General features: G+C 46.6%; 28 protein-coding genes, 2 rRNA genes and 1 riboswitch (1 of these 31 only partly in view). Of the genes, 28 read left to right on the top strand and 2 right to left on the bottom strand.

Annotation, left to right across the window (positions count from 1 at the left end; genetic code table 11):
• The 3 genes from QMA13_RS34565 to QMA13_RS34555 all read left to right on the top strand — a co-directional run.
• Nucleotides 1-2,156 (top strand): 23S ribosomal RNA (locus QMA13_RS34565) (it extends 767 nt beyond the left edge of the window).
• Nucleotides 2,157-2,297: 141 nt separating this feature from the next.
• Nucleotides 2,298-2,414 (top strand): 5S ribosomal RNA (rrf, locus tag QMA13_RS34560).
• A gap of 158 nt (nucleotides 2,415-2,572) precedes the next feature.
• Nucleotides 2,573-3,052: a hypothetical protein gene (locus QMA13_RS34555; protein WP_282938220.1), complete on the top strand. Its 480-nt coding sequence runs from the start codon at nucleotides 2,573-2,575 to the stop codon at nucleotides 3,050-3,052.
• 12 nt (nucleotides 3,053-3,064) lie between these two features.
• Here QMA13_RS34555 and QMA13_RS34550 read toward each other — a convergent pair whose 3' ends face one another.
• Nucleotides 3,065-3,583 carry a hypothetical protein gene (locus QMA13_RS34550; RefSeq protein ID WP_282938219.1) on the bottom strand — a complete coding sequence of 173 codons (519 nt, stop codon included), beginning with the start codon at nucleotides 3,581-3,583 and terminating at the stop codon, nucleotides 3,065-3,067.
• A gap of 178 nt (nucleotides 3,584-3,761) precedes the next feature.
• Here QMA13_RS34550 and QMA13_RS34545 point away from each other — a divergent pair, with 178 nt between their 5' ends.
• From QMA13_RS34545 to rsmI, 10 genes are all read left to right on the top strand, one after another.
• The gene (locus QMA13_RS34545; protein ID WP_282938218.1) at nucleotides 3,762-3,962 is read left to right on the top strand and encodes a sigma factor G inhibitor Gin; all 201 of its coding nucleotides are present in this window, start codon (nucleotides 3,762-3,764) and stop codon (nucleotides 3,960-3,962) included.
• Between the two features lie 117 nt (nucleotides 3,963-4,079).
• On the top strand, nucleotides 4,080-5,540 hold the full coding sequence (locus QMA13_RS34540; RefSeq protein WP_282938217.1) for an aminotransferase class I/II-fold pyridoxal phosphate-dependent enzyme: 1,461 nt from the start codon (nucleotides 4,080-4,082) through the stop codon (nucleotides 5,538-5,540).
• Nucleotides 5,541-5,743: 203 nt separating this feature from the next.
• Nucleotides 5,744-6,382, top strand: coding sequence for a dTMP kinase (tmk, locus tag QMA13_RS34535; protein WP_282938216.1), 639 nt, complete (start codon nucleotides 5,744-5,746; stop codon nucleotides 6,380-6,382).
• A gap of 283 nt (nucleotides 6,383-6,665) precedes the next feature.
• Nucleotides 6,666-6,995, top strand: a complete 330-nt coding sequence (locus QMA13_RS34530; RefSeq protein WP_282938215.1) for a cyclic-di-AMP receptor — start codon at nucleotides 6,666-6,668, stop codon at nucleotides 6,993-6,995.
• A gap of 21 nt (nucleotides 6,996-7,016) precedes the next feature.
• Nucleotides 7,017-7,463 (top strand): YaaR family protein, encoded by a 447-nt coding sequence (locus QMA13_RS34525; RefSeq protein WP_282938214.1) that lies wholly within the window; start codon nucleotides 7,017-7,019, stop codon nucleotides 7,461-7,463.
• A 68-nt stretch (nucleotides 7,464-7,531) separates the two neighbouring features.
• The gene (gene holB / locus QMA13_RS34520; protein WP_282938213.1) at nucleotides 7,532-8,509 is read left to right on the top strand and encodes a DNA polymerase III subunit delta'; all 978 of its coding nucleotides are present in this window, start codon (nucleotides 7,532-7,534) and stop codon (nucleotides 8,507-8,509) included.
• Between the two features lie 2 nt (nucleotides 8,510-8,511).
• Nucleotides 8,512-9,318: a PSP1 domain-containing protein gene (locus tag QMA13_RS34515; protein ID WP_028551889.1), complete on the top strand. Its 807-nt coding sequence runs from the start codon at nucleotides 8,512-8,514 to the stop codon at nucleotides 9,316-9,318.
• 28 nt (nucleotides 9,319-9,346) lie between these two features.
• Entirely contained in the window at nucleotides 9,347-9,697 is a 351-nt protein-coding gene (gene yabA / locus QMA13_RS34510) for a DNA replication initiation control protein YabA (protein ID WP_282938212.1), read from the top strand.
• A 64-nt stretch (nucleotides 9,698-9,761) separates the two neighbouring features.
• Nucleotides 9,762-10,517: a tRNA1(Val) (adenine(37)-N6)-methyltransferase gene (locus tag QMA13_RS34505; RefSeq protein WP_282938211.1), complete on the top strand. Its 756-nt coding sequence runs from the start codon at nucleotides 9,762-9,764 to the stop codon at nucleotides 10,515-10,517.
• 29 nt (nucleotides 10,518-10,546) lie between these two features.
• Nucleotides 10,547-11,422 (top strand): 16S rRNA (cytidine(1402)-2'-O)-methyltransferase, encoded by an 876-nt coding sequence (gene rsmI, locus QMA13_RS34500; protein ID WP_282938210.1) that lies wholly within the window; start codon nucleotides 10,547-10,549, stop codon nucleotides 11,420-11,422.
• Nucleotides 11,423-11,739: 317 nt separating this feature from the next.
• Here rsmI and QMA13_RS34495 read toward each other — a convergent pair whose 3' ends face one another.
• The gene (locus tag QMA13_RS34495) at nucleotides 11,740-11,994 is read right to left on the bottom strand and encodes an AbrB/MazE/SpoVT family DNA-binding domain-containing protein (RefSeq protein WP_010501678.1); all 255 of its coding nucleotides are present in this window, start codon (nucleotides 11,992-11,994) and stop codon (nucleotides 11,740-11,742) included.
• A gap of 359 nt (nucleotides 11,995-12,353) precedes the next feature.
• Between QMA13_RS34495 and QMA13_RS34490 the strand changes: the two genes are divergently transcribed.
• From QMA13_RS34490 to pth, 15 genes are all read left to right on the top strand, one after another.
• Nucleotides 12,354-13,640 carry an HD domain-containing protein gene (locus QMA13_RS34490; RefSeq protein ID WP_282938205.1) on the top strand — a complete coding sequence of 429 codons (1,287 nt, stop codon included), beginning with the start codon at nucleotides 12,354-12,356 and terminating at the stop codon, nucleotides 13,638-13,640.
• Nucleotides 13,641-13,705: 65 nt separating this feature from the next.
• The gene (locus QMA13_RS34485; RefSeq protein ID WP_282938203.1) at nucleotides 13,706-14,473 is read left to right on the top strand and encodes a TatD family hydrolase; all 768 of its coding nucleotides are present in this window, start codon (nucleotides 13,706-13,708) and stop codon (nucleotides 14,471-14,473) included.
• A gap of 224 nt (nucleotides 14,474-14,697) precedes the next feature.
• Nucleotides 14,698-14,895: riboswitch (cyclic di-AMP (ydaO/yuaA leader) on the top strand.
• 411 nt (nucleotides 14,896-15,306) lie between these two features.
• Complete coding sequence (locus tag QMA13_RS34480) at nucleotides 15,307-16,446, top strand: resuscitation-promoting factor (RefSeq protein ID WP_282938201.1); 1,140 nt, start codon at nucleotides 15,307-15,309, stop codon at nucleotides 16,444-16,446.
• A gap of 157 nt (nucleotides 16,447-16,603) precedes the next feature.
• Nucleotides 16,604-17,149: a ribonuclease M5 gene (gene rnmV, locus QMA13_RS34475; protein ID WP_282943684.1), complete on the top strand. Its 546-nt coding sequence runs from the start codon at nucleotides 16,604-16,606 to the stop codon at nucleotides 17,147-17,149.
• Nucleotides 17,150-17,151: 2 nt separating this feature from the next.
• A complete protein-coding gene (gene rsmA / locus QMA13_RS34470) occupies nucleotides 17,152-18,054 on the top strand; it encodes a 16S rRNA (adenine(1518)-N(6)/adenine(1519)-N(6))-dimethyltransferase RsmA (protein WP_282938199.1) in 903 nt (300 codons plus the stop codon).
• A gap of 90 nt (nucleotides 18,055-18,144) precedes the next feature.
• Nucleotides 18,145-19,020 (top strand): sporulation peptidase YabG, encoded by an 876-nt coding sequence (gene yabG / locus QMA13_RS34465; protein WP_282938198.1) that lies wholly within the window; start codon nucleotides 18,145-18,147, stop codon nucleotides 19,018-19,020.
• A gap of 186 nt (nucleotides 19,021-19,206) precedes the next feature.
• Nucleotides 19,207-19,479, top strand: a complete 273-nt coding sequence (veg, locus tag QMA13_RS34460; protein WP_028551901.1) for a biofilm formation stimulator Veg — start codon at nucleotides 19,207-19,209, stop codon at nucleotides 19,477-19,479.
• 146 nt (nucleotides 19,480-19,625) lie between these two features.
• Nucleotides 19,626-19,814, top strand: a complete 189-nt coding sequence (locus QMA13_RS34455) for a small, acid-soluble spore protein, alpha/beta type (protein ID WP_028551902.1) — start codon at nucleotides 19,626-19,628, stop codon at nucleotides 19,812-19,814.
• A 109-nt stretch (nucleotides 19,815-19,923) separates the two neighbouring features.
• The gene (gene ispE / locus QMA13_RS34450) at nucleotides 19,924-20,778 is read left to right on the top strand and encodes a 4-(cytidine 5'-diphospho)-2-C-methyl-D-erythritol kinase (protein WP_282938194.1); all 855 of its coding nucleotides are present in this window, start codon (nucleotides 19,924-19,926) and stop codon (nucleotides 20,776-20,778) included.
• 252 nt (nucleotides 20,779-21,030) lie between these two features.
• Complete coding sequence (gene purR, locus QMA13_RS34445; RefSeq protein ID WP_282938193.1) at nucleotides 21,031-21,858, top strand: pur operon repressor; 828 nt, start codon at nucleotides 21,031-21,033, stop codon at nucleotides 21,856-21,858.
• A 6-nt stretch (nucleotides 21,859-21,864) separates the two neighbouring features.
• On the top strand, nucleotides 21,865-22,254 hold the full coding sequence (locus QMA13_RS34440; RefSeq protein ID WP_282938192.1) for a RidA family protein: 390 nt from the start codon (nucleotides 21,865-21,867) through the stop codon (nucleotides 22,252-22,254).
• Between the two features lie 118 nt (nucleotides 22,255-22,372).
• Nucleotides 22,373-22,657, top strand: a complete 285-nt coding sequence (spoVG, locus tag QMA13_RS34435; protein WP_028551906.1) for a septation regulator SpoVG — start codon at nucleotides 22,373-22,375, stop codon at nucleotides 22,655-22,657.
• 257 nt (nucleotides 22,658-22,914) lie between these two features.
• Nucleotides 22,915-24,318 carry a bifunctional UDP-N-acetylglucosamine diphosphorylase/glucosamine-1-phosphate N-acetyltransferase GlmU gene (gene glmU, locus QMA13_RS34430; RefSeq protein WP_282938191.1) on the top strand — a complete coding sequence of 468 codons (1,404 nt, stop codon included), beginning with the start codon at nucleotides 22,915-22,917 and terminating at the stop codon, nucleotides 24,316-24,318.
• An 80-nt stretch (nucleotides 24,319-24,398) separates the two neighbouring features.
• Entirely contained in the window at nucleotides 24,399-25,040 is a 642-nt protein-coding gene (locus QMA13_RS34425) for a 50S ribosomal protein L25/general stress protein Ctc (RefSeq protein ID WP_282938190.1), read from the top strand.
• A 150-nt stretch (nucleotides 25,041-25,190) separates the two neighbouring features.
• Nucleotides 25,191-25,751, top strand: coding sequence for an aminoacyl-tRNA hydrolase (gene pth, locus QMA13_RS34420; protein ID WP_282938189.1), 561 nt, complete (start codon nucleotides 25,191-25,193; stop codon nucleotides 25,749-25,751).
• The last annotated feature ends 56 nt before the right edge of the window (nucleotides 25,752-25,807 follow it).

Here is a 25,807-nt window from a genome sequence, read left to right as displayed (position 1 = left end):
GGCCCGAACCCACGAATGTTGAAAAATTCGGGGATGAGGTGGGGGTAGCGGAGAAATTCCAATCGAACTTGGAGATAGCTGGTTCTCCCCGAAATAGCTTTAGGGCTAGCCTCGGGAGATGAGTAGTGGAGGTAAAGCACTGATTGGGTGCGGGGCCCGCCAAGGGTTACCAAGTCCAGTCAAACTCTGAATGCCACATACTTTCATCCCGGGAGTCAGACAGTGAGTGCTAAGATCCATTGTCAAGAGGGAAACAGCCCAGACCATCAGCTAAGGTCCCCCAGTGTGTGTTAAGTGGGAAAGGATGTGGAGTTGCACAGACAACCAGGATGTTGGCTTAGAAGCAGCCACCATTGAAAGAGTGCGTAATAGCTCACTGGTCGAGTGACTCTGCGCCGAAAATGTAACGGGGCTAAACACGCCACCGAAGCTATGGCTAGGACAGTAATGTTCTTGGGTAGGGGAGCGTTGTGTATAGGTTGAAGGTGTACCGTAAGGAGCGCTGGACAGTACACAAGTGAGAATGCCGGTATGAGTAACGAAAAGACAAGTGAGAATCTTGTCCGCCGAAAGCCTAAGGGTTCCTGAGGAAGGCTCGTCCACTCAGGGTAAGTCGGGACCTAAGGCGAGGCCGAAAGGCGTAGTCGAAGGACAACAGGTTGAAATTCCTGTACCACCGTGAACCGTTATGAGCAATGGGGTGACGCAGAAGGATAGTGACGCGGGCTGATGGATGCCCGTCCAAGCAGAGAGGCTGATGTGTAGGCAAATCCGCACATCGTTAAGGCTGGTCTGTGATGGGGAGCGAAAATTGCAGTAGCGAAGGTCATGAGTTCAGGCTGCCAAGAAAAGCCTCTAGCCAGGGAGAAGGTGCCCGTACCGCAAACCGACACAGGTAGGCGAGCAGAGCATGCTAAGGCGCGCGGAAGAACTCTCGTTAAGGAACTCGGCAAAATGACCCCGTAACTTCGGGAGAAGGGGTGCCTCGGTAGGGTGAATAGCCCGAGGGGGCCGCAGTGAAAAGGCCCAAGCGACTGTTTAGCAAAAACACAGGTCTGTGCGAAGCCGCAAGGCGAAGTATACGGGCTGACGCCTGCCCGGTGCTGGAAGGTTAAGGGGAGTGGTTAGGGAGCAATCCCGAAGCTATGAACCGAAGCCCCAGTAAACGGCGGCCGTAACTATAACGGTCCTAAGGTAGCGAAATTCCTTGTCAGGTAAATTCTGACCCGCACGAATGGCGTAACGACTTGGGCGCTGTCTCAACGAGAGATCCGGTGAAATTTTAATACCTGTGAAGATGCAGGTTACCCGCGACAAGACGGAAAGACCCCATGGAGCTTTACTGCAGCTTGATATTGGACTTTGGTACGATCTGTACAGGATAGGTGGGAGCCTGAGAAGCATGAGCGCCAGCTTGTGTGGAGGCGACGTTGGGATACCACCCTGATCGTATCGGAGTTCTAACCCGCGGCCATGAACTGGTCGGGGAACAGTGTCAGGTGGGCAGTTTGACTGGGGCGGTCGCCTCCTAAAAAGTAACGGAGGCGCCCCAAGGTTCCCTCAGAATGGTTGGAAATCATTCGAAGAGTGCAAAGGCATAAGGGAGCTTGACTGCGAGACATACAGGTCGAGCAGGGACGAAAGTCGGGCTTAGTGATCCGGTGGTACCGAATGGAAGGGCCATCGCTCAACGGATAAAAGCTACCCTGGGGATAACAGGCTTATCTCCCCCAAGAGTCCACATCGACGGGGAGGTTTGGCACCTCGATGTCGGCTCATCGCATCCTGGGGCTGAAGTAGGTCCCAAGGGTTGGGCTGTTCGCCCATTAAAGCGGTACGCGAGCTGGGTTCAGAACGTCGTGAGACAGTTCGGTCCCTATCTGTCGTGGGCGTAGGAAATTTGAGAGGAGCTGTCCTTAGTACGAGAGGACCGGGATGGACGTACCGCTGGTGTACCAGTTGTTCCGCCAGGAGCACGGCTGGATAGCTACGTACGGACGGGATAAGCGCTGAAAGCATCTAAGCGTGAAGCCCCCCTCAAGATGAGATTTCCCAGTATGTAAGACCCCTTGAAGACGACGAGGTTGATAGGTTCGGGGTGGAAGCACGGCAACGTGTGGAGCTGACGAATACTAATCGGTCGAGGGCTTATCCATGATTCTGTGATGTGTACAACATGCAGAAGTATAGCTCAACCAACGCGCATTTATTTCGTATCTAGTTTTCAGGGAATAAGCCTTGAATGCTTCGAGAAGCTTTGATGCTTACGAAGTAAGCTTTCAAAAGAAAGCTCTTAGTTTGGTGATGATGGCGGAAGGGAACCACGCGTACCCATACCGAACACGAACGTTAAGCCTTCCAGCGTCGATGGTACTTGGACCGCAGGGTCCTGGGAGAGTAGAACGTCGCCAAGCAAAATGTAAAAAGTCTTTCCGGATATTCCGGGAAGGCTTTTTTTGTTTTACAACGAAACAGTTGGAGGCTTATGGCTCGAATAGAAATAGCATAAGCGAATGATAATAATTTGTGAAGATGACGGTGATTTTTATTAGCATGGAGCGGAGGAATAGATATGAAACGATATGCAGCTGTCTTGATTACTTGCCTGCTCTTCATGATGATGTATCTGCCGATATCGGCTGAAGAGACGGGAGAAGTTCAACCTCTAACGCTCAGGGAAGATTTGAGGGAGGCTCCTTCAACAGAAGGAGAGATAACTCCACAAGCCTATCGTTCAGGGCGAGGATCCTATTCGGGTGTGAGGAATCCCGGCGGAGGCACTACAACTAGCCCGAACCGAAATCCGTCGAACGTTACCAACAACCCTCGAACAACTCCGAGTACGGGGACTGCCACCCGCGGTGGATGGGGAGGGGTTTTTGGCGGCTTTGCAGCAGGAGCATTGATCGGCAGCTTGTTTAATCCTTTTGGATTTATGGGATTCGGCCCTGGGGCTGGAACGCCGTTTTCATTTATTGGTCTGATTTTTTGGGCCGTAATCATTTACTTGGTGTACCGCTTTTTCACAAGATCGAGAAGAAATCAATCCTGATTACTTCATCCATTACTGTTCGTAGCATGATGTGTCCGTATCATTGATTTTCAGGTAGCCGTCCTCCATGTAATGACGGAATTGAAATAGAAGAACGAATCTCGGTAACAGGATCCACAGATGAATGAACAGGGCATGGAGGATTAAATCCAAGGACACCCAGGGAAAGAAACAGCCACAAATCACTGCAGTTACCCACAAAAGATGAAGATTCAGGTTGCGCATTCGGTAAAGGGCAAAATAATTGATAGGAATAAAACCTACCCAAGGAAAGCGATATTGAAGCACCCAATGATTCAAAGGTCGTTTTTCCTTAAGGGTAAAATACAGATAAATGATGCTGGTATGTAAAAGTGGAATCAGTACTACACTAATGAGCATAGGCAGCGGGTGCCAGCGAATTAAGTCCCAAACATAAGCGATACATGGCAAAATCCAAAAGGCGATAATGAATGCCTGTTTGTAACGAATCCTTTGCAGCAGCCGGTAATGATAAACAGAAGCTTCTTTTGATATTTGTTTTTCCTTCACTTGATCTCACTCGTCCGTTTTCATAGATTTCTTTTTGCAATATTATATCGGCAATTTAGGCTTGAAAAATAAGTGTTTTGGAACCATGTACTAGCTAATTTCATAAAAATAGATCATCAGCGTTTACTTTAAGAGAAAGAGGACATACTGATAGAAAAGAAGAATAGAGGTGAGTTGTGTGGGAGACGCTATACATGAATCTACGGTGGCCCATAACTGCATCATCTGCGGACAAATGAAGGAAAATGGCATTATGATTATATCAGAATTCATCTGTGAAGATTGCGAACATGAAATGATCTCAACTGACGTTATGGATGCCAAATATCCTTTCTTTATCCATCAAATGAGGCAAATCTTTTATAGAAAAAATGCATAGATTGTCTATCAAAATAGTGGTGCTCTTATTGACGGAATATTCCCCGTTGGTGAGAGCCTTTTTGTTTGTTACAATAAGAGAGATATTATTTTTAAAGCAAATAGGGAGATCCACAACATGGACAAACAGAGCGCTCCTTTATATGAGCGATTGGTACAGCATTCTGAAGGGAAGCACGTGAGCTTGCACGTTCCTGGCCATAAATCAGGGCAAGGCTTGGATGAAGATGCTAGAGCTTATTACGAGTCTATCATGCGTCTGGATGTAACGGAAATAACCGGTTTGGATGATCTTCATCATCCGGAAGAGGCGATACAACAAGCGCAGCAGCTTGCCGCTGATTGTTTTGGCGCGGAGGAAACCTTTTTTCTGGTGAACGGAAGTACGGTTGGTAATTTAACGATGATCTTAAGTGTTTGTCGAAGAGGAGATCTCCTGCTCGTACAGCGGGATGCTCATAAATCCGTTATACATGGCCTTATGCTTGCGGGGGCGAAGGCAGTATTTCTCAATCCGGAGATTGATCCGGCAACCGGTCTAACGCTTGGTATTCGACCGGAAGATGTGAGGGTGGCTCTGCAAAAGTATCCGGATGCCAAAGGTCTTTTAATAACGAGGCCGAGCTATTACGGAACCGCTATCCCGCTAGAGGGGATTGTACAAATGCTGCATCAATATGATAAGCCGCTTCTTGTAGATGAGGCGCATGGAGCACATTTTGGCTTCCATCCGGCACTTCCGAAGTCAGCCCTGTCCTGTGGTGCCGATGTGGTCGTGCAGTCTACGCATAAGCTGCTTACAGCAATGACTATGGGGGCCATGCTTCACGTTCAAGGGGATCGGGTAGACCGTAAGGAATTGAAGCGGTATTTGACCATGCTGCAGAGCTCGAGTCCATCCTACCCGCTAATGGGAAGCTTGGATCTCAGCCGAAGACAAATGCATATGCAGGGTATGGAGCTGTTGGAGCAGGGAATCCGTATTGTCGATCGGCTAATGGAGCAGATGAAGGATAATCATCGGTTTGAGTTATTGATGCCAGAACAAAATAACGAGATTGGCCGGGACCCCTTTAAAATTATTGTAAAAGAAGCCACGGGCGCCTTGACCGGATTTGAACTGAAGGATGCGCTGGAAGAACGAGGCTGCTTTGTCGAATTGGCAGATCCCCAGGCAGTGCTTCTAGTTCTGAGCCTCGCCTCCACAGAAGAGGATGCTAGGAGATTGTCAAATGCTTTAAAGGAAATCGGAGAAATACACCCTTCTGTCAACCGCTCGGAGGGGATCGCACCTACTTTATCCTCTTATTCCGCGATGACAGGTCTATCTGAGCCTGTATCCTTCGATGAATCGGTCTATCGGCAAAAAGGGACTGCCCAGGTACCGCTGAAGGATGCTGTAGGTTTAAAATCTGCAGAAATGATTGTTCCTTACCCACCTGGTATTCCTGTATTGTGCCCGGGGGAACAGATTTCCTCCGATGTGGTTCGCTATTTGAAGCAGTTGGTTCAAATGGGTGCACGCATCCATGGATTAATCGAAGGGGATGAGCCCTTGCTATCCGTATTGATATCTTAATAGAGAGCACGTATGCCCGGAATCAAGACTATAAATTGTTTTGATTTCGGGCTTTTTTTGTCCTTCAAGTCTTTTATTTTTTAAAGTAAGAGAAACGAGCTAGGTATTGCAAGACAAACAGTATATAATCATAATATCCTTAAGGGTATGCTGAAACGATAAACGGGTAATAGCTACCTATAACATGATTGGAGAAATTGATAATGCGTAAAGGGTATTTCTTAACGGTGGAAGGCTGTGAAGGAGCAGGCAAAACCTCCGTTATCGAACGTATGACCGAATATTTGTCCTCTCTGGGGCATGATACCATTTCATCAAGGGAGCCAGGCGGAATTGATATAGCCGAACAAATAAGGGCAACCATATTAGATAAAAGAAATACGAAGATGGAAGGCAGAACAGAAGCACTCCTGTATGCTGCTTCCAGAAGACAGCATTTAGTCGAAAAAATACTGCCTTCTTTAGCGGAAGGAAAAGTGTTCATCTGCGACAGATTTATTGATAGCAGCCTAGCTTATCAAGGCTATGCCAGAGGCTTAGGAATAGATGAAGTGCTTACCATTAATCAATTTGCTATAGATAATGTATTTCCCGATTTGACGATCTATTTGGATGTTGCGCCTGAAGAAGGACTAAGACGTATTCATGCCCGCAGTGACCGGGAAATCAACAGACTGGACCTGGAGTCGTTGGCTTTCCATCAAAAGGTTCGGGAAGGATACTTGATATTAGCGGAGCGGTTCGAAGACCGTATTGTGAGTGTAGATGCTAACGGCAACATGGACGAAGTATTTGAAAGTGTAAAGGAACATCTAGACCGATGTATCAAGCCGAAGAACTGACAGACCAATCTTCCATGGCGCGATATTGCAGTCATCTTCGCACCCAGCAAGTCATGGCAACATATACTATTGGTATGACGGACAGAAAGGCTGCTTTGGGAATGGCGATGCACGTTGATTACGGTTCCCAAAACAGCTTTCCTAAAGACCAAAGCAGGAATTGAATGGACCGATGTCAAATTATTAGAGTATGAAATAATGTATTATTCGACATCATTCTAAGTCATCCATTGCTGCAAGGGTCAACCGAGTCATTTGTAAAAATGTAAAGGAGGGCAATGCCATGAAATTAGTTGTTGCCGTTGTACAGGATAAAGATAGCAATCGTCTCTCGAATGCTTTAATAAAAGAAGGCTTCCGCGCTACCAAGCTCGCTAGTACGGGTGGCTTTTTACGGGCTGGCAATACGACCTTTATGATCGGTATCGAAGATGACCGTGTACATGAAGTGATGCAGGTTATTAAGGCCAACTGCAAAATTCGTGAACAAATCGTCACCCCTGTATCTCCTATGGGAGGAACGACTGATTCCTACATTCCGTTTCCTGTTGAAGTTCAGGTTGGCGGAGCGGCGGTGTTCGTGCTTCCGGTTGAACGGTTCGAGCATTTTTAAATGTGAGGGGCAGGTTGCATCTTGAAGATAAATCCGGGCTGGCGCCCTTTCGGTAAAGAAATTCAACGCAGCGAAGCCTCAACCCCCCAGCAGCTGCAGCATAAATCATTCTCGGATATGATGCAGCAGCAGGACGGAAGGGCATCGCAGGAGCAGCTTCAGCGCATTTTACAGCAAATCCATCTGCAAGGGGACCGTTTATCGAAATCGATGACCGTACGGGAACTGCGTCAATATAAGCTGCTTGTGAAGCAGTATTTGGAGGAGACGGCACGCCGGGGGGTGCAGCTGCGCGATACGCGCGGCTGGGACCGCAGGGGTCGCTCCAAAAGGTATAAGCTGCTTGAGGAAATTGATGAGAAGCTGCTTACGATGGCGGACGATATGCTGGAAAGTGAGCAGGGACGCATTGATCTGCTGTATAAAGTAGGAGAGATTCGCGGTATGCTGATCAATCTTACATTTTAATTGCATCATGACGAAACAAAGTGCAAAAATAATGTATATATAATAGGAAAGGATTTTACAGGACGACAATGTCTTTTCAATCCATACCGGGACAAGAACGTGTGAAACGTATATTGCAGAACAGTTTGAGAATGGATAAAGTTTCTCATGCCTATATTTTTACCGGTCCTTCTGGAACGGGACGCAAGCAGATGGCGCTTGCCTTTGCGCAGGCATTATACTGTCAAGTGCTGCTTGACGATGCTTGCGGAGAATGCCTGGATTGCCGTAAGGTAGAGCATGGCAACCATCCGGATCTTCACTGGGTACGCCCTGATGGCGCTTCCATCAAGATTGAGCAGATTCGGGAGCTTCAGAAGCAATTCTCTTACCGTGCCTCCGCTTCTGGGCTGAAGATGTATATTCTGGAAGATGCTGATCGAATGACGGTTCAGGCAGCGAATAGCTTGCTAAAGTTCCTTGAAGAGCCTACATCCAGAGTCGTTGCGATCCTGATTACGGACAATGGACAAGCCCTGCTGCCGACAATTCGATCGAGAGCCCAGTGGGTCCCATTTGCACCTATGAGTCGAGATCGTATGGTCGCCGTCCTTCAAGAGGAGGGACATGCCTCCGTTCTGATTCAGGCTGCGGTCCGTCTAGCAGCAGGGCCTGATGCCGCCAGAGAGCTTATTCAAGGAAATGGGTTTGCAGAAATCAGAAATCTAGTGATACAATTGACTAAGGAAAGTATGTCCCGACTGCCCACGGCGCTGCTGACGGCTCAGCAAAAGCTGGCCAAGTCGGAGCTGACGGAGCAGCTTCCCTTATTTATGGATCTAATGATTTTATGGCTTAAAGATATGGTGCAGTTAAACCTCGGCAATCGGTCTGAGCTGGTGTATGCGGATCAAACGGATTGGATGGCGGGACTGGCCTTATCTTACGATATGAAGCATTGGGTGCGGTGTTTGGAGCAAGCAGTCGAACAGCAGAAAAGACTCCGCTTTCACGCTAACCCGCAGCTGGTGCTAGAAAAATTGTTAATGCAGCTGAAGGGGGTGTAAATTTGTACTCGGTTGTTGGTGTCCGCTTCAAGAAAGCGGGAAAAATATATTATTTCGACCCGATCGATTTACCGGTCGATAAAGAGAGCGCTGTAATAGTCGAGACTGCTCGTGGTATTGAGTATGGAAAAGTGGTGATCGGCAAGCGGATTGTTCAGGAATCCGACGTCGTTCTTCCATTAAAGAAAGTCATTCGGATTGCGGATCATACCGACGCACAGCTTGTGGAGGACAATAAATCCGCAGCGAAAAATGCGTTCGCGCTTTGCCAAGACAAGATTAAAGATCATCAGCTTAAAATGAAGCTGGTTGACGTTGAATATACATTTGATCGAAACAAAATCATTTTTTATTTTACCGCTGAGGGAAGAGTCGATTTTCGTGAGCTGGTTAAAGATTTGGCCGGGGTATTCCGTACTCGTATCGAGCTAAGGCAAATAGGTGTTCGAGACGAAGCCAAAATGTTGGGCGGTATCGGTCCTTGCGGAAGAATTCTGTGCTGTTCCTCTTTCTTAGGGGATTTTGAACCGGTATCCATCAAGATGGCAAAAGACCAAAATTTATCGTTAAATCCAACGAAAATATCCGGGCTATGCGGCCGGTTAATGTGTTGTTTGAAATATGAGCACGATAATTATGAAAGTGTGAAAGAGGACGTGCCGCGCGTAGGAAGCGAAGTTATTTCTTCTCTAGGAACTGGGCGCGTTGTATCGCTAAATATTAACGAGCGTACCGTAAAAGTGCAGATTTATGAGCTCGGTAAAGTCATGGAGCTATCCTTTGACGATGTAGTGGAGCAGCAGCATTAACGGTTGTTAGCTTTCTTGAGGTGAATGTGTGGATAAAAGAGACGTTTTTGTTCAAATTGAGCAAATGGAGGAACAAATGGGAGCTATTTATTCCGAGTTGGGGCAGATGAAAAAGCAAATAATCGAGCTCCTGGAGGAAAACAAACGGCTAAGCATCGAAAATCAGCAGCTTCGCAAGCTGCTTAAGAAGGATGCGGAGCCGCCTGTTGAAGTACCCCATATTCATGTTACCGCCGCACTGGCCAAGGAGCTTACAGGGGAAGGCTATGACAATTTGGCCCGCCTGTACCACGAAGGCTTCCACATCTGTAATGTCTACTACGGTCATTTGCGAACGGAAGGCGATTGTTTGTTTTGCTTATCGTTTTTAAATAAATAAAGAAACCACCGTAGGGAGCAAGCTTCTCTACGGTTTTTTTCAAGAAAGAGGAAGGCGTGCATGAATGGAAAAGGTATCTTTGCAACCGAGTGAAAGAATTGACGATCTGTTAACGAATGATTTGAAAATTATTCAGAGCGACGAGGTGTTCAGCTTCTCCATGGACGCCGTCCTGTTAGGCAGATTCAGTTATGTCCCTCCAAGAGGGCGGATGGTAGATCTATGTACAGGCAATGGAGTGATCCCTCTGCTGTTATCGACACGTACGAAGGCTTCCATTGTTGGAGTAGAGATCCAAGAGCGGTTAGCCGATATGGCTGATCGTAACGTCAAAATTAATGAATTGGACAATCAGATCCAAATTGTTCATGGGGATTTGCGAACTATTCATAATCAGCTCGGCAGCGGTAATTTTGACGTTGTAACGGTTAATCCGCCTTATTTGCCTGTACCGAACGGGGAACAAAACATAAATGAGCATGTAGCGGCAGCTCGACATGAAGTTTTCTGTACGTTGGAGGATGTTGTTAAAACATGCAGCAGACTGGTGAGAAGCGGAGGCCGTGTAGCGATGGTGCACAGACCAAGCCGTCTGGTTGAAATCTTTTGCACGATGCGTCAGTATAAGCTGGAGCCAAAACGAATCCGCTATGTGCATCCGCGTGCTGGTGAAGAAGCGAATATGGTGCTGGTTGAAGCACTGAGAGACGGGAAACCGGAGCTGAGGACGCTTCCGCCTCTGATTGTTTACAAAAATAAAACAGAATACTGTGATGAGCTGATGGAGATCTATTATGGCAAGCGCGATGCGCTCATCTAACCTACCATAACATAACGAGGGAATCTAACGTGAACATTCAAAAAAGCTATCAGCAGGACAATGGAATGGGGAAGCTGTACTTGGTGGGGACACCTATCGGCAATCTGGAGGATATGACCTTCCGGGCTGTGCGTACATTAAATGAAGTAAAGTGGATCGCTGCAGAGGATACGAGGCAGACGCGCAAGCTGCTGACCCATTTCGATATTTCGACCCGTCTGGTCAGTTACCATGAGCATAATAAAAATGCGAGCGGGCCTGAGTTGGTCCGTCTCTTGCAATCCGGTGACGACATTGCACTGGTTAGCGATGCGGGGCTGCCGGCCATTTGCGACCCGGGAGCTGATCTCGTTCGTCAGGCAATCGATGCCGGCATTGCCGTTATTCCCATCCCTGGGGCCAATGCTGCGCTATCGGCCTTGATTGTATCGGGAATATCCACAGAACGGTTCACCTTTCTTGGTTTTCTGCCGAGGGATAAGAAGCCGCTTCATCAAGAGCTTGAAGCACTCAAACCAATGAAAGAGACGCTGCTGTTCTATGAATCTCCTCATCGCGTTGTAAAGACGCTTGAAGCGATGATGGAGGTGTGGGATCCCGAGCGGCAGATGTGCCTGATGCGGGAGTTGACCAAGAAGTACGAGGAAGCTGCTCGAGGGACGATAAGCGAATGCTATAAGCTGCTGCAAGAGCAGCCGCCGCAAGGGGAGTACTGCATTGTCGTTCAAGGCAGCACCGATTCGGAGAATGAAGCTTCGGCCATCTGGTGGGAAGCATTCAGCCTTGAAGAGCATGTGGAGCATTATGCTGAGCAGGGGCTTGACCGCAAGGAAGCGATCAAACGTGCTGCGGCGGACCGTCAGATACCGAAGAGAGAGCTTTACAATTACTTGCATCAGAAATAAGCAATGAACACATGTGAAGCATCATTGGCTTATCTTCTACAAACCAATCAGCCGATCGGCTGATTTTTTGCTTCCTGATAAACTAAGCGCAGCAATGTCTATGGATAATCAGGGGCATCCGAAAGTTATCGGAAGAAGCTTCAGACAAATCACTTCACTTGTTGGGTGGATGGTTCTTTCTACTATATTAGATGGGTGTTAATAATAAAAAAAATCCCCAATCTCATGAAAATTCACGGATTGGGGAATAGAGGAGATATGAAAAAGGTTAGAATTACCTTAGTAAGAAGTGCTATCCTTATTATAACCTATTTTTCTTATTTTGTCACAGGTATTGGCATTTCAGATAAACATTCGTGACAAACAATTTTTCCTTTGAAATAAGAAACGTTTTCTGCATTACCGCAGAAAATACATGCTGGCTCATATTTCTTCAGCATGATACGTTCACCGTCTACATAAATTTCCAGAGCGTCTTTTTCACCGATACCTAATGTTCTGCGGAGTTCGATAGGAATAACAACGCGTCCCAATTCGTCAACCTTTCTTACAATACCAGTAGATTTCATCATATATAAAAGTCCCCTCTCGAAATAGATAAATCGTCATTATTCGACAATATTCTTAAGATTTATGATACCAACCATTCCCAAAATAGTCAACTAGAAAATTGCAATTTTCTACGTTAAAATATGGTAGATTACCCTTCTATTTCAATGAATTTTAGAGGCAATGCTGAAAAGCCTTGTGAATAAGCAGCTTTTCTGCGGACGTTAAACATAGTATTATGAATATATTCCTTACTAAAGAAAAATTTGCAAGACATATTCTGTTCACATTTGGAAGTTTCATACGACAAAGTTCGACAAAAGATCGTTTTTAATGCTCAATTCATGTCGAAAATACGAGAAAACTTAGGGAGGTACGCACCATGTCCAATCCTTTACAGGAAGAGAAGGTATTTAAAGATCCCGTACATAAATATATCTACGTGCAGGATCAAACGATTTGGGATTTGATTAACACCAAGGAATTTCAACGCCTCCGTCGTATACGACAGCTGGGCACATGTTTTTTGACGTTTCATGGCGCAGAGCACAGCCGTTTCTCACATTCGTTAGGCGTATATGAAATCACTCGCAAAATCATTTCACAATTCGAGCGTAACGGCTATGAGGATTGGCCTCGGGAAGAGCGGTTGCTCTCCTTATGCGCGGCCCTTTTGCACGATGTCGGGCATGGTCCTTTTTCCCACTCGATTGAGAAAACGTTCGGTACTCACCATGAGGAGTGGTCCTGCCGTATCGTCCTTGGAGATACCGAGATCAATCGGGTCCTTAAGGAAGTATCTCCTACGTTCCCTCAGAAAGTGGCCGGCGTTATCGCTAAAACCTATAACCAAGAGATTGTCGTCAGCCTCGTCTCGAGCCAGCTGGATGCAGATCGAATGGACTATTTACTTCGCGACGCGTATTTCACAGGCGTAAATTACGGGACGTTCGACCTGGAACGGATTTTACGGGTTATGAGACCTTTTCAAGGCCACATCGTTGTCAAAGAAAGCGGCATGCATGCCGTCGAAGACTACTTGATGTCCCGCTACCAAATGTACTGGCAGGTCTATTTCCACCCTGTGACCCGAAGCGCAGAGGTGTTATTGCATAAAATTTTTCAAAGAGCCAAACAGTTATATGAAGAAAACTATTCATTTTCATTCATGCTGCCGCCGCTGCTGAGCTTATTCCGGCAAACACTTACAATTCAAGAATTTCATTTGCTGGATGAAGCTTTTATGCAGACGGTGCTGATGCAATGGTCCAATGAAGATGATGCGATCCTGGTCGATCTGTGCTTGCGCTTCCTTAATCGTCGACTATTCAAGTATGTTTTGTTGGAGAGGATCGATGCTCTGCAAATAGAGCGTTTACGTGACACCATGCGTGCCTTGAATTTGGATCCTTCCTATTACCTTGAAATTGATTTCCCGTCCGATCTTTCGTATGATGTGTATCGACCGGGAGTTCATGACGAAAAACTGCCGATTTTGCTGCTTGATCAAAAAGATGCGTTAACGGAAATATCCCGCAAGTCGGAAATTGTCCGATCCATTAGCGGTATACATATGGGGAAATACCACTTATATTTCCCGGAGGAGCTGTTGAACGCCGATCCGAGCTCCATCCATCCGGAGCATCGCAAGCTGCTTGGCATGGAATAAACGGCCGCCCATCAAGCCACAACGACGAAACTGAACTATACCATATGAAGGAGATGGTTGCTGTCATGCTGACAGATACGCATACACACTTAAACGCTCCTCAATTCGATGAAGATCGACATGAGGTCATCCAACGAGCATTAGAGAGCGGAATCAGTCGAATCATCAATGTCGGATTTAATCGTGAGACGATTCCTAGCTCGATTGCACTTGCAGAGCAATACGATTTCATCTACTCCACAGTCGGATGGCATCCTCAGGATGCCAAAGACATGACACCTGAAGATCTGGAATGGATCGAGCAGCTGTGCAAGCACGAGAAGGTGGTTGCCATAGGTGAGATCGGTTTGGATTATTACTGGGATACTTCACCTAAGGATGTACAGGATCGCGTATTTCGCGAGCAAATTCGTTTGGCTCGTAAACTGGGCATGCCGATAGTTATTCATAACCGCGATGCGCACCATGATATAATCCAAGTTCTCCGCGAAGAGAAAGCGGCTGAAGTCGGGGGCGTCATGCACTGCTATTCCGGCAGCTGGGAAACGGCCAAAATGTGTCTGGATATGAACTTCTACATCTCCTTCGGCGGGCCTGTCACATTTAAAAATGCAAAGCAGCCCAAAGAGGTGCTGGAGAAAGTTCCGTTGGACCGTCTGTTGGTTGAAACGGACGCACCTTATTTGACTCCGCACCCTTTCCGAGGCAAAAGAAATGAAACTGCATATGTGAAATTAGTCGCAGAAACCGCTGCACAAATCAAGGGGTTAACCCTGGAGGAGCTGGCTCACGCGACTACGAAAAATGCAGTTACATTATTCGGTTTGCGATGAAAGAAAAGGGGGGGTGAGACAGCCCTATTTTCGTCGAAAACGTGAAAACGGAAGAAAAATGACCAAAATAATAAGACAAGACAAGAAAAACAAGGGTTTCGTTCGAGAAATCGGATAAAAATTTCCGAATTGAACGAAAATGGACCTTTTTTGCCGAGTTTGTATACTTTACAACTTTGTATCCGACAGCGTAAACTCAATATTAACTTAATACGATTACCAATTTTCCATTATCGCTGAGTTTCCGTAAGGGAAACGGGGGAACCGCAATATGACCTGTCTTTATTTGAAAATAAGGCTAAGGTCACAATTTCTGGGGTGAGTCTTGGAAGGATACATAAGCTTTTATATCCGACTCCAAGTAGGGCGACTCTCAAGTCCGAATCCGTCAGCTAACCTCGTAAGCGTAAGAGAGAGGTAACGATTGTCGTGTGCTTTATTTCATTCTGATGAAATAACCTAAAGTCACGGGAAGAGTCCTCTTTCCGATGACTTTTTTTGTTCTCCCGTCATTGTGACAACTATCCGACAACATAATCTTACCTAGAACAATGAGGAGGTGCTGGCCGCACGCAGGACAAACGATATGGAATCTATTGCAGCCCTTAGTTGACCGTACAGGAGAAGCTTTTCTAAGCATGAACGATGCTGTAGAAATCTTCATTGCTTCCGGAACGTGAATCACTCATCGATCATGGAGGTTGTTCCTATGTGAAGGAGCGTCGTTAGACGTTATTCTTTATTAACCAACAGATTGCAAAACTTAACCATAGTCGCGTCAGATCAATCATGCGTAACACTCGACGGCGGGGCTTTGAAGGAGGACCGAACTAGTGGGAGCTATTCAACATGAGCAAACCCATGTAAGACGATCATCCAGCATGTCCTTCGCATTGCGATGGAGGCATGAAAACTTGCGTTTGATATCGATCATAGCCATTATTTCATTCGCTTTGACTTTCATGTTTTTAATGATGTTATACGGTACGGCTACCAAGAAGGTGACCGTAGTTGTGAACGGACAAGAAACCGTTGTTTATACTAAACAATGGGATTTGAAACGTTTACTGGATGAGCAGGGGGTTTCTGTAGGAGAGCATGATCGTCTCTCTGCAGCGCTGGATTCGAAAGTAAAGTCGGGGGACAAAATTACGATCGAACATGCGAAGCCGATTCAGCTGACGGCTGACGGTGAAACCAAGACGATGTACACTGTGCAAAAAACAGTGGGCAGCGCATTGAACGATTTAAATGTGCAGGTAGGAGAACTTGATAAGGTGACTCCTGTCATTGAGGCCGATCTGCCTGATAATGGCGAGGTTCAAATTGTACGTGTAACCAAAGAGCTTGAAGAAGTTCAAGAGAAGATAGCCTATGACGTAGTGAAGAAGAATGACCCGCAATTGGTAAAAGGCAAGGAACAAGTGGTACAAGAAGGCCAGGAAGGTCTGCTTGTGAAGAAAAAGGAAAAACGGTTTGAAGACGGAAAACTTGTAGCAGAAGAAGTCGTGGATCAGAAGGTTCAATCGGAGAGCGTCAATAAAATTGTCGCTATAGGTACGAAAAATCCAGTTGTTGTGTTATCGGCATCATCGCCGAATCTTCAGGAAGTCACTAAAAGCGGAGTGTCTTTTGGCGTCAAGCAGGTCATTAATAATGTGACTTTGACCGCTTATTCAGCGGGGGCTGCTTCGACAGGAAAAGGCAGCGAACATCCACAATATGGAGTTACGTCTACAGGTACGAGAGTAACGGAAGGTCGCACAATTGCAGTGGATCCAAAAGTGGTTCCGCTGGGCTGGTGGGTTTATATCGACGGGCTAGGTTTCCGCAGAGCGGAGGATACCGGAAGTGCAGTCAAAGGAAACATTATCGATGTGTTTTATGACAGCAACGATTATGCGAACCGATTTGGCATGAAGCGCGGGTACACCGTTTATGTGATTGGGCCTAAGAAACCAACCGCGGACTAAGGACTTGCAATTGGGGAAGACTCATTATATATACGATTGAACGAAGAGAAGAGGGAAGCCTCTTCTCTTTTCTGTGACTTGAAACTCAGTGGAAGTCAGGCTAGTATTAAGAAAGCTATATGGATTATCCTGGTATTGGATGAAGGAAGGTAGTAAGATGATTAAGGAAATCATCGTCGTTGAAGGCAAGGACGATACAACAGCCATTAAAAGGGCGGTAGAAGCCGAGACTATAGAGACAGGTGGCTCCGCCATTAATAAAGACGTAATCAAACGCATCAAGCTGGCTCAGCAGCGCCGTGGCGTCATTATATTAACGGATCCTGACCATGCGGGGGAACGCATTCGTAAAATCATTACAGCCCAAGTGAAAGGCTGCAAGCACGCATTTATTACGCAGGAAGAGGCAACGGCAAAAGGCGACATTGGTGTTGAGAATGCCTCGGTTGAGGTCATACGCAAGGCGCTAGCCAACGTACATACCGATTACGAGGTCGTAGAGTCAGATATCACCTGGGAGGACTTGATCAACGCTGGTCTGATCGTACATCAGCATGCCGCTGCTCGACGCATGGAAATGGGCAAGTATCTGGGTATCGGTTATTGTAACGGGAAGCAATTCTATAATCGCTGCCGGATGTTCCGAATATCCCGTGAAGAATTCGCAGAGGCATGGAAGCAACTTGAGAAAAAAGAGGGTTAACGATGAATAATATCAATTTCAGCATGCAGGAGGATATTGCCTCCCCGAAAAAAACGAAAGAGCTGCTTCAAAGACATGGATTTACTCTGAAGAAAAGCTTGGGTCAGAATTTTTTGATAGATCCCAATATATTGAATAAAATTGTAACTGCCGCAGGACTGGATTCTTCCAAGGGAGCACTTGAAATCGGTCCGGGCATCGGTGCCTTGACGCAGCAGTTGGCCAAAATGGCAGGTCGTGTCGTTGCCGTCGAAATTGATCAGCGTTTGCTGCCGCTGCTGGAAGAGACGCTCTCCCCGTATCCCCAAGCTAGCGTAGTTCACGGTGACGTATTGAAGGTAGACTTGAAGGAATTGTTCCACCAGCATTTTGCTGAATTCTCTCAAGTCAGTGTAGTGGCTAATTTGCCGTACTATATCACGACACCTATTATTATGAAGCTGCTGGAGGAGAAACTGCCTTTAGAGAACATTGTGGTCATGATCCAGAAAGAAGTGGCTGAGCGAATGTGGGCTAAGCCAGGTGGCAAGGAATATGGCAGCTTAAGCATCGCTGTGCAATATTACTGTGAGCCTGAGATCGTCACCATCGTTCCCCGTACGGTGTTCATTCCTCAGCCGAATGTTGACTCGGCCGTCATCAAGCTGAAGGTTCGGAGTAACCCGCCTGTAGAATTAAAGGATGAAGCCTTTTTCTTCGATGTCGTACATGCCTCCTTCGTACAGCGGCGAAAAACGATTTATAATAACTTGGCTTCACGATTCTTCACTAAGGAGACGAAAGGGCAGCTAGAACCGATTTTGCAGGAAGCGGGTATTGAACCCTCCCGTAGAGGGGAAACGCTGTCGATCGAGGAGTATGCCCGTCTGAGCCACTGTCTGCTTCGAGCACTGGGGCGTGAGTAGAAAGCAAGGGGTGGCCTTTGCTAAATGATAGGCATCATAATCACCAAATGCCTATTGACGCCATAGGATACACGAGGAGGCGATTTGGCCATGAAACAGGGAGACCTCGTCATACGTAGATCCTATGGTGGTGATATCATATTTAAAATTCAGGATATTTTGCAACAGCAGGCGATACTGCGTGGTGTTGATTACCGGCTGCTGGCCGATGCGCCGCTCTTTGACTTGGTCAAGGCGCCGCTGGATCCGTATCAATATACAATAAGAACGACACGGCCGTCCTGGATGGAATCGATGCGACGAGCAAGAGAGAATCAAACGGATGTATCTCAAGCCTATGGAGATATAGGTACAACGGATAAGCCGGTTCCGGCTTATTTTGAAATGCCAGGTAAAGTATTGCATTTGGACGGAGATCCTATCTACTTGCGTAAATGCATGAGTTTGTACGGAGAATTAAGGGTACCGGCGGAGGGATATTATGTCCCGGAGTCTCAGATGGCGGACGCGATGTATCGTCTGCTCCCTCAAGTCAAGCCGGATATTGTAGTTGTAACGGGTCACGACGGCATTCTAAAAACTCGGAGAAGCGGCGATATTGCTCATCTGGGCAACTACAAGAATTCGTACCATTTTGTCAATGCGGTTAAGGTAGCAAGACAATATGAGAAAAATAAAGATACGTTGACGGTCGTCGCCGGAGCGTGTCAGTCTCATTTTGAAGCGATTATGCAGGCTGGCGCCAACTATGCAAGCTCACCCGCGCGTGTACTGATTCATGCTCTGGACCCGTTATGCGTGGCGGTCAAGGTGGCCTATACACCTATACGGGATACAGTTAACATTGTGGATGTAATTGGACTGACGCACAGCGGACTGGAAGGTCTGGGTGGCGTTGAATCTAGGGGCAGCTACCGTAGAGGTGTGCCCATTGTTCAGAAAATCATGCCTAAAGAAGCACCTTAGGGTGCTTTTTTGCTTTAAATTTGACAATTTGGTGAACGAAAAAGGTAGGGGGTTGAACGGGAAGTGTTTAAAATAAGGAAAAATGCCGTTGACAACCGCTTTATGTGACTGATATAATATTTGTTCCAATTTGACATACTACCTCTATTGGGTTATAATTTACAAGGAAAGAGGTGGTAGTGGTCAATGGCAAAAAATGCGCTGTTGGAGATCAAACGCAGTTTGGAACCTCATGTCGGACAGAAAATCATGTTAAGAGCAAACGGCGGTCGCCGTAAAACGATCGAACGCTCCGGTGTATTGGAGGAAACCTACCCTTCCGTTTTCATTGTGAAGCTGGATCAGGAGCAAAACGCTTTTAAGCGTGTTTCATACAGCTACGCAGATATACTGACTGAGTCAGTTGAGGTAATGGTTTGTAATGATGATGGACAAGTACGTATCACTATACAGCAATAAATGGGTTACATAAGCGGCATGCTCCTGATTTTATGGAGTGTGCCGTTTTGGGGTGAAGATAGCGGTGATGGTAATCCGGTTTACCTGCATGAAACGGAAGGTGTCGGGCATACTACGTTTATCTTACCTTAAAGGAGTGTTCGCGTATGGCACGCAGAAGAAATGGAGTCATGTCGGAACAATTCAAATATGAGCTTGCCAAAGACCTTGGATTCCACGAAACGGTACAACGGGAAGGCTGGGGAGGTATACGTACCAAAGATGCGGGCAATATGGTAAAGAGAGCGATTCAAATTGCCGAGCAATCGATTCAGAAGCAGCCGCCGAGGTATTAAATAACGGTTCTAACGGAGCTGAAGCACGCGAAGCGCTGCTTTAGCTTTTTTTTGTTTCTTTTTTGTTATAGTATTAGGGAATAGACTAGAGCTGCAAAGAAGGTGTCCTATGAAAGTATTTGAAAAAGCGCCGGCCAAAATCAATTTATCGTTGGACGTCCTGCGAAAGCGGGAGGACGGTTACCATGAGGTTGAGATGGTTATGACGATGGTAGACCTTGCAGACCGGATTGAGATGCAGGAGCTCCCCCGTGATACCATCATCATCTCCAGTCAAGCGGGGTATATCCCTTTGGATGAAAAGAACTTGGCCTTCCAGGCGGCCAAGCTCATCAAGGACCGCTATGATGTGAAGCAAGGTGTTTACATACATTTGGATAAAAAAATACCGGTAGCGGCAGGTCTTGCAGGAGGTAGCAGTGACGCAGCTGCGACACTTCGAGGACTGAACCGTCTTTGGAGGCTTAATATTCCTGCCGATGAGCTGCAGCGCTTAGGAGCGGAGCTGGGCTCGGACGTACCGTTCTGTGTGACAGGCGGAACTGCAATTGCGCGCGGTCGCGGTGAGAAGCTGGAGCCGATTGAATCTCCTCCGCAGTGTTGGGTCATATTGGCCAAGCCTCCTATCAATGTGTCCACCTCAGAGATTTATGGTAAATTAAGAGCCAATGCGATTCAATCGCATCCTTCCACAGATAGGATAGTCCAATCCATTCGGGATAAACGGTTTGATCTGCTGTGCGATAATCTCGGCAATGTGCTCGAGGAAGTAACGCTCGATCTTTATCCGGAGGTTCGTCAGCTGAAAGATTGTATGATACGTCTCGGTGCAGACGGAGTGCTGATGTCAGGAAGTGGACCGACAGTTTTTGGATTAGTATCCAAAGAAGCTAAAGTGCCTAGAATTTACAACGGTTTACGCGGTTTTTGCAAAGATGTTTATGCTGTCCGGATTTTGACATGATCGGTTTGTGTTAGCTACATGTTAGAATAATTTTCATGGATCTCTTGAAAAAATACGGATAAAAATGATATATTCACTATATATTATTCGGATTTTTGTGTATTTTTAAAGAATGGTTCAGTCTGTGCGTATTCTTGATAAAGAATTAGAACCAAGAACCGCATGCTGAAGGCGAAACATTTACCTCTATACGTGGTCCCTCATTTTTTTGGGGTGGCCTCGACGGAGGTCTATCTCAAAGGGGGCAATCAGATGAAAAAGTTAAAAAGAAGCGCAAGGTTGGTCGAGATGACCCAATACTTGCTTTTTCGCCCCCATACCCTAATTCCTTTAACGACATTCGCGGACAGATATAATTCAGCTAAGTCTTCGATAAGCGAAGATTTGGCTATCATTAAAGAAGTGTTTGAGGAAGAGGGGCTTGGCGAGCTGTTGACGCTGGCTGGTGCAGCCGGAGGCGTCAAGTTTATCCCGAAGGTGAGCAAAGCGGCGTCCTTGCAGTTTATTCAAGGCATTTGCCGCCAGCTAGAGCTGCCAGAACGGATATTACCGGGCGGTTATATGTACATGTCCGATATTATGGGGCAACCCATGATATTGAACGAAGTAGGCAAAATGTTTGCGACCGCTTTTGCCGGAAAAGATATTGATGTAGTGATGACAGTAGAGACCAAAGGGATTCCCCTTGCTTATGCTACGGCTTCATTTTTGAATTTGCCGGTTGTCATTGTACGTCGCGATAACAAAGTGACCGAAGGCTCTGCCGTTAGCATCAATTACGTTTCTGGCTCCAATAAGCGGATTCAGACGATGTCGCTTTCCCGTAGAGCTTTAAAGGAAGAGTCCAAGGTATTAATCATTGACGACTTCATGCGAGTGGGCGGGACCGTTCACGGGATGATGGATTTGTTAAAGGAATTCAATGCTACGGTCAAAGGTGTAGGCGTTTTCGTGGAATCCGGAGAAGTTGAGGAGCATTTGGTGGAGGACTACATATCCCTGGCCAAGCTTTCTGCTGTTGATTCAAAGACGAAGCAGATTACTGTGGAGCCGGGAAACTATTTTACTGACGGAGAGTGAATGAGCATGACATTGAAAACAATCGCAACGACTGAAGCGCCAGCGGCTATCGGACCTTATTCCCAAGCTATTCAATTCGGGAATTTATTGTTTACATCGGGTCAGATTCCTTTAGGCTTGGACGGTCAAGTAGTAAGTCAGGAAATCGAAGAGCAAACGCATCAAGTGTTCCGAAATTTGGAGGCGGTCTTATCTGCAGCCGGATCTTCCTTTAGCCAGGTTATCAAAGCGACGGTGTTTATTAAGGATATGAATCAGTTTGCAAAGGTCAATGAGATCTACGCATCGTATTTTGGAGATCATAAACCGGCCCGTTCTACAGTGGAAGTAGCGCGTTTGCCAAAGGATGTCCTTGTCGAAATTGAACTGATAGCGGCGACAGGTGTCGAAATATAATAAATTAATCAAATATTTATAAAATTATACATTTTTGATTAAAAAAAGAAGGATTTTGCCCTAAAATGTGGAATTTTATATCCCAAGTCTCCCAGATGGAAAAAGGTGGTGAACACTAATGCAGATTACAGACGTTAGACTCCGTCGGGTTAATTCCGAGGGAAGAATGAAAGCCATTGCTTCCATTACCATCGACAACGAATTTGTGGTTCACGACATTCGTGTGATTGACGGTAACAACGGCATGTTCGTCGCGATGCCAAGTAAGCGCACACCAGACGGAGAGTTCAGGGATATTGCACATCCGATCTCTTCCACAACTCGTGAGAAAATTCAAGCTGCTGTTTTGGCTGAATACGATCGAGCAGCAACGGAGGAAGAAGTAATCGTTGAAGGGGCATAATTCAGCTGAGAGAGAGCCAAGAGCGGCTCTCTTTTCTTTTTGCATGAATTCAGATATATTGAGTTGAGGGAATATGTAATAGATACGTTTTGTTGAGATGAGTCCCAAGTCGTAAGGATCTTTCGAAGGTTTTTCTTGTAGAGAAATCGCAGCCTACACTTGCAGGAGCTTCTCTTTGACTTGTTTTCGGAGAGATTGTTGGTTAGCATGGTATCAGGAGACTTAATAGACATAATAGTCAAAAGGAGTGGACTGGATTGAACGTGATGGGGATTGTCCTGGCGGCAGGACAAGGAAAACGTATGAAATCGAAGCTGTACAAGGTGCTTCACCCGGTATGCGGCAAGCCGATGGTTGGCCATGTAGTTACAGTGCTTGAACAAATAGAGACTGCAAGAACCGTCGTCGTGGTTGGCCATGGAGCAGAAACCGTGAAGGCTTATCTCGGAGATCGGGCTGAATATGCGCTGCAGGAGCAGCAATTGGGTACGGGACATGCCGTACTGCAAGCCAAAGATTTGTTAGGGAATGAAGACGGATTAACCGTCGTATTATATGGCGATACGCCACTTGTAACCGCTGAGTCTGTACAGGAAATGATTCGCGTGCATCAGGAAAAGGGCGCATCAGCAACGGTGATGACAGCGTTATTTGATAATCCGTTCGGTCTTGGGCGTATCATCCGCGATTCTCAGGGCCGTGTGTCCCGTATTGTAGAGCAGAAGGATTGCGATGCAGAGGAGCGCGAAATCAAAGAGATTAACTCTGGGATGTACTGCTTCACGAACCGCAAGCTTTTCGAGGCGCTTAGCAAGGTAACGAACCAAAATGCACAGCAGGAATACTATTTAACGGATGTTATTGGGATTTTGGTTAATGAAGGCGATATCGTGGAGGCGTACTGTACGCCTGATGCGATGGAAACCCTTGGCGTAAACGATCGTGTGGCACTGTCGGAAGCAGAGCAACTGATGCGAGCCCGCATTAATCGGAACCATATGCTCAATGGCGTTACGCTTATTGACGCTGCCAGCACTTATATTGAGGCCGATGTTCAAATCGGTTCGGACACGGTGGTTCTGCCTGGAAGTGTATTGAAGGGGAGTACGGTAATTGGTGAAGACTGTGTAATCGGGCCACAAGCTGATATTACGGATAGTACACTCGGCAAGCAAATTCAAGTGAAGTACTCCGTTATTTCCGAAGCTGAGGTTGGCGACGGTACGGCGATCGGGCCATTTGCTTACTTGCGTCCAGGATCAAAGCTGGGCTCTAATGTAAAAATCGGCGATTTTGTAGAAATCAAAAATGCGAAGCTCGCGGATGAGGTTAAAGTCTCGCATCTTAGCTATATTGGCGATGCCGTTATCGGCAAAAACGTCAATTTTGGCTGTGGAGCTATTACTGTAAACTACGATGGGTTCAATAAGCAGCTGACTGAAGTGGAAGAGGATGCTTTCATCGGCAGTAACGTTAACTTGATAGCCCCGGTCAAAATCGGGAAAGGTGCTTATGTAGTAGCCGGATCGACGATCACTCATAATGTTGAAGCCAATGATCTGGCTATTGCCAGAGAGCGTCAGGTGAACAAATCGGGATATGCCGAGAAGATTCGCAATAAGTTCCGCGCGAAGAAACAGCAGTCCACGACAAACAAATGATTGGTTTCTCCCTCATTTGGGTAAAGTAAGAATAAGTAAGCTTTCTATTCTTGGGCCTATAATGAAGGAGGATTCATCTAATGGAAGCAACATTGAAAGCGGAAGCGCGCAATAATAACACTAAGTCGGAACGTAAAGGGCTGCGGGCAAAAGGAAAAATTCCGGCCGTTGTTTACGGGAGTAAAGTGAACAATACGCCTATCGCTGTAGATGAAAAAGAGCTGCTGGGGGTGCTGCGTTCCAACCCGAATGCCATCATCCAGATGGAGCTGCCGGGTTCGGGCAAGCAGCCTGTGATGATCAACGAGGTTCAGCGTGACGCTATTTTACGAAATGTGCTTCACGTTGATTTTCACCAAATAAATATGGACGAACCGGTAACAACAACGGTACGGCTCGATTATGTCGGCGAAGCCGTTGGTGTGAAAATGGGGGGTATCCTGCAGGTTCAGCATCATGAAATTGAGATTCGCTGCTTGCCGAAGCAAATTCCAGCTTCTATCGAAGTCGATATTAGCGGTCTTGAGGTTGGCAGCAGCATGCTCATATCGGATCTGACGGTGGACCAATCGATTGAGATCAAATCGATTGCCAACGACGTGTTGGTTACTGTTCTGGCTCCGCAGAAGGAAGAGCTTCCTGCGGATACTGAGGAGGAATCGGAGCAGAAGGCAGAGGCTAAGGCCGAAGCGGCAGCGAACCATCCTCAGGAAACGGTTTAAAACTATTTGGTGGGATTTCTCCTTTGTTGTGGAGCGTGTCGAACGCGGGTTCGATGCGCTCCTTTGTCACGTCCAGCATTCTTCCTGCTCATCCAGGTATGCTTCTGCATTAGATTTACAAGAGCTCGGAGTAGGAAGGGGAGCAGTATCATGAAATGGTTTGTAGGCCTGGGCAACCCAGGTAAGCAGTACGAAACGACACGCCACAATATCGGGTTTATGGCCTTGGATCGATTCGCAGATAAGCATGGCATCAAAATGACGCAAAACAAGTGCAAAGGCTTGCTAGGAGAAGGCAATGTTAACGGCACGAAGGTATATTTGCTGAAGCCGATGACCTATATGAATTTATCGGGAGAATCGATAAGAGGATTCCTTGATTTCTATAAAGCTTCAGTAGACGATCTGGTCATTATTTATGACGACCTGGATACCAGCTACGGGCAGATCCGCCTCCGCTACCAAGGAAGCGCTGGAGGGCACAACGGCATTAAGTCGGCGATACAGCATCTCGGTACTCAAACGTTCAATCGAATTCGGATGGGCATTAACCGCCCTGTGCCGGGATACAATATTGCGGACTATGTGCTGTCGTCTTTTTCCAAGGAGGAGTTCAAGACCATGCCGCAAGTGTTGGACACGACATGCGAAGCGATGGAATACGCGTTAGAGCATTCGTTTGAAAAAACGATGGCTAAATTCAACGGCTAGAATAGGCATAGACGGACGTTTCTGAGGTACGGTCAATCAGGCGAGATAGCTATTCG

The organism is Paenibacillus sp. RC67, from assembly GCF_030020805.1.
Lineage (GTDB): Bacteria > Bacillota > Bacilli > Paenibacillales > NBRC-103111 > Paenibacillus_S.
Note: the sequence above shows the minus strand (reverse complement) of the source record. Positions and strands in the feature narration are given on the sequence as shown.

Excerpts from the sequence above, each read along its gene's own strand:
- QMA13_RS34555 (WP_282938220.1), top strand. The coding sequence starts at position 2,573 with ATGAAACGATATGCAGCTGTCTTGATTACTTGCCTGCTCTTCATGATG.
- QMA13_RS34540 (WP_282938217.1), top strand. The coding sequence starts at position 4,080 with ATGGACAAACAGAGCGCTCCTTTATATGAGCGATTGGTACAGCATTCT.
- tmk (WP_282938216.1), top strand. The coding sequence starts at position 5,744 with ATGCGTAAAGGGTATTTCTTAACGGTGGAAGGCTGTGAAGGAGCAGGC.
- QMA13_RS34530 (WP_282938215.1), top strand. The coding sequence starts at position 6,666 with ATGAAATTAGTTGTTGCCGTTGTACAGGATAAAGATAGCAATCGTCTC.
- holB (WP_282938213.1), top strand. The coding sequence starts at position 7,532 with ATGTCTTTTCAATCCATACCGGGACAAGAACGTGTGAAACGTATATTG.
- QMA13_RS34505 (WP_282938211.1), top strand. The coding sequence starts at position 9,762 with ATGGAAAAGGTATCTTTGCAACCGAGTGAAAGAATTGACGATCTGTTA.
- QMA13_RS34495 (WP_010501678.1), bottom strand. The coding sequence starts at position 11,994 with ATGATGAAATCTACTGGTATTGTAAGAAAGGTTGACGAATTGGGACGC.
- QMA13_RS34490 (WP_282938205.1), top strand. The coding sequence starts at position 12,354 with ATGTCCAATCCTTTACAGGAAGAGAAGGTATTTAAAGATCCCGTACAT.
- QMA13_RS34485 (WP_282938203.1), top strand. The coding sequence starts at position 13,706 with ATGCTGACAGATACGCATACACACTTAAACGCTCCTCAATTCGATGAA.
- rnmV (WP_282943684.1), top strand. The coding sequence starts at position 16,604 with ATGATTAAGGAAATCATCGTCGTTGAAGGCAAGGACGATACAACAGCC.
- rsmA (WP_282938199.1), top strand. The coding sequence starts at position 17,152 with ATGAATAATATCAATTTCAGCATGCAGGAGGATATTGCCTCCCCGAAA.
- yabG (WP_282938198.1), top strand. The coding sequence starts at position 18,145 with ATGAAACAGGGAGACCTCGTCATACGTAGATCCTATGGTGGTGATATC.
- veg (WP_028551901.1), top strand. The coding sequence starts at position 19,207 with ATGGCAAAAAATGCGCTGTTGGAGATCAAACGCAGTTTGGAACCTCAT.
- QMA13_RS34455 (WP_028551902.1), top strand. The coding sequence starts at position 19,626 with ATGGCACGCAGAAGAAATGGAGTCATGTCGGAACAATTCAAATATGAG.
- ispE (WP_282938194.1), top strand. The coding sequence starts at position 19,924 with ATGAAAGTATTTGAAAAAGCGCCGGCCAAAATCAATTTATCGTTGGAC.
- purR (WP_282938193.1), top strand. The coding sequence starts at position 21,031 with ATGAAAAAGTTAAAAAGAAGCGCAAGGTTGGTCGAGATGACCCAATAC.
- QMA13_RS34440 (WP_282938192.1), top strand. The coding sequence starts at position 21,865 with ATGACATTGAAAACAATCGCAACGACTGAAGCGCCAGCGGCTATCGGA.
- spoVG (WP_028551906.1), top strand. The coding sequence starts at position 22,373 with ATGCAGATTACAGACGTTAGACTCCGTCGGGTTAATTCCGAGGGAAGA.
- QMA13_RS34425 (WP_282938190.1), top strand. The coding sequence starts at position 24,399 with ATGGAAGCAACATTGAAAGCGGAAGCGCGCAATAATAACACTAAGTCG.
- pth (WP_282938189.1), top strand. The coding sequence starts at position 25,191 with ATGAAATGGTTTGTAGGCCTGGGCAACCCAGGTAAGCAGTACGAAACG.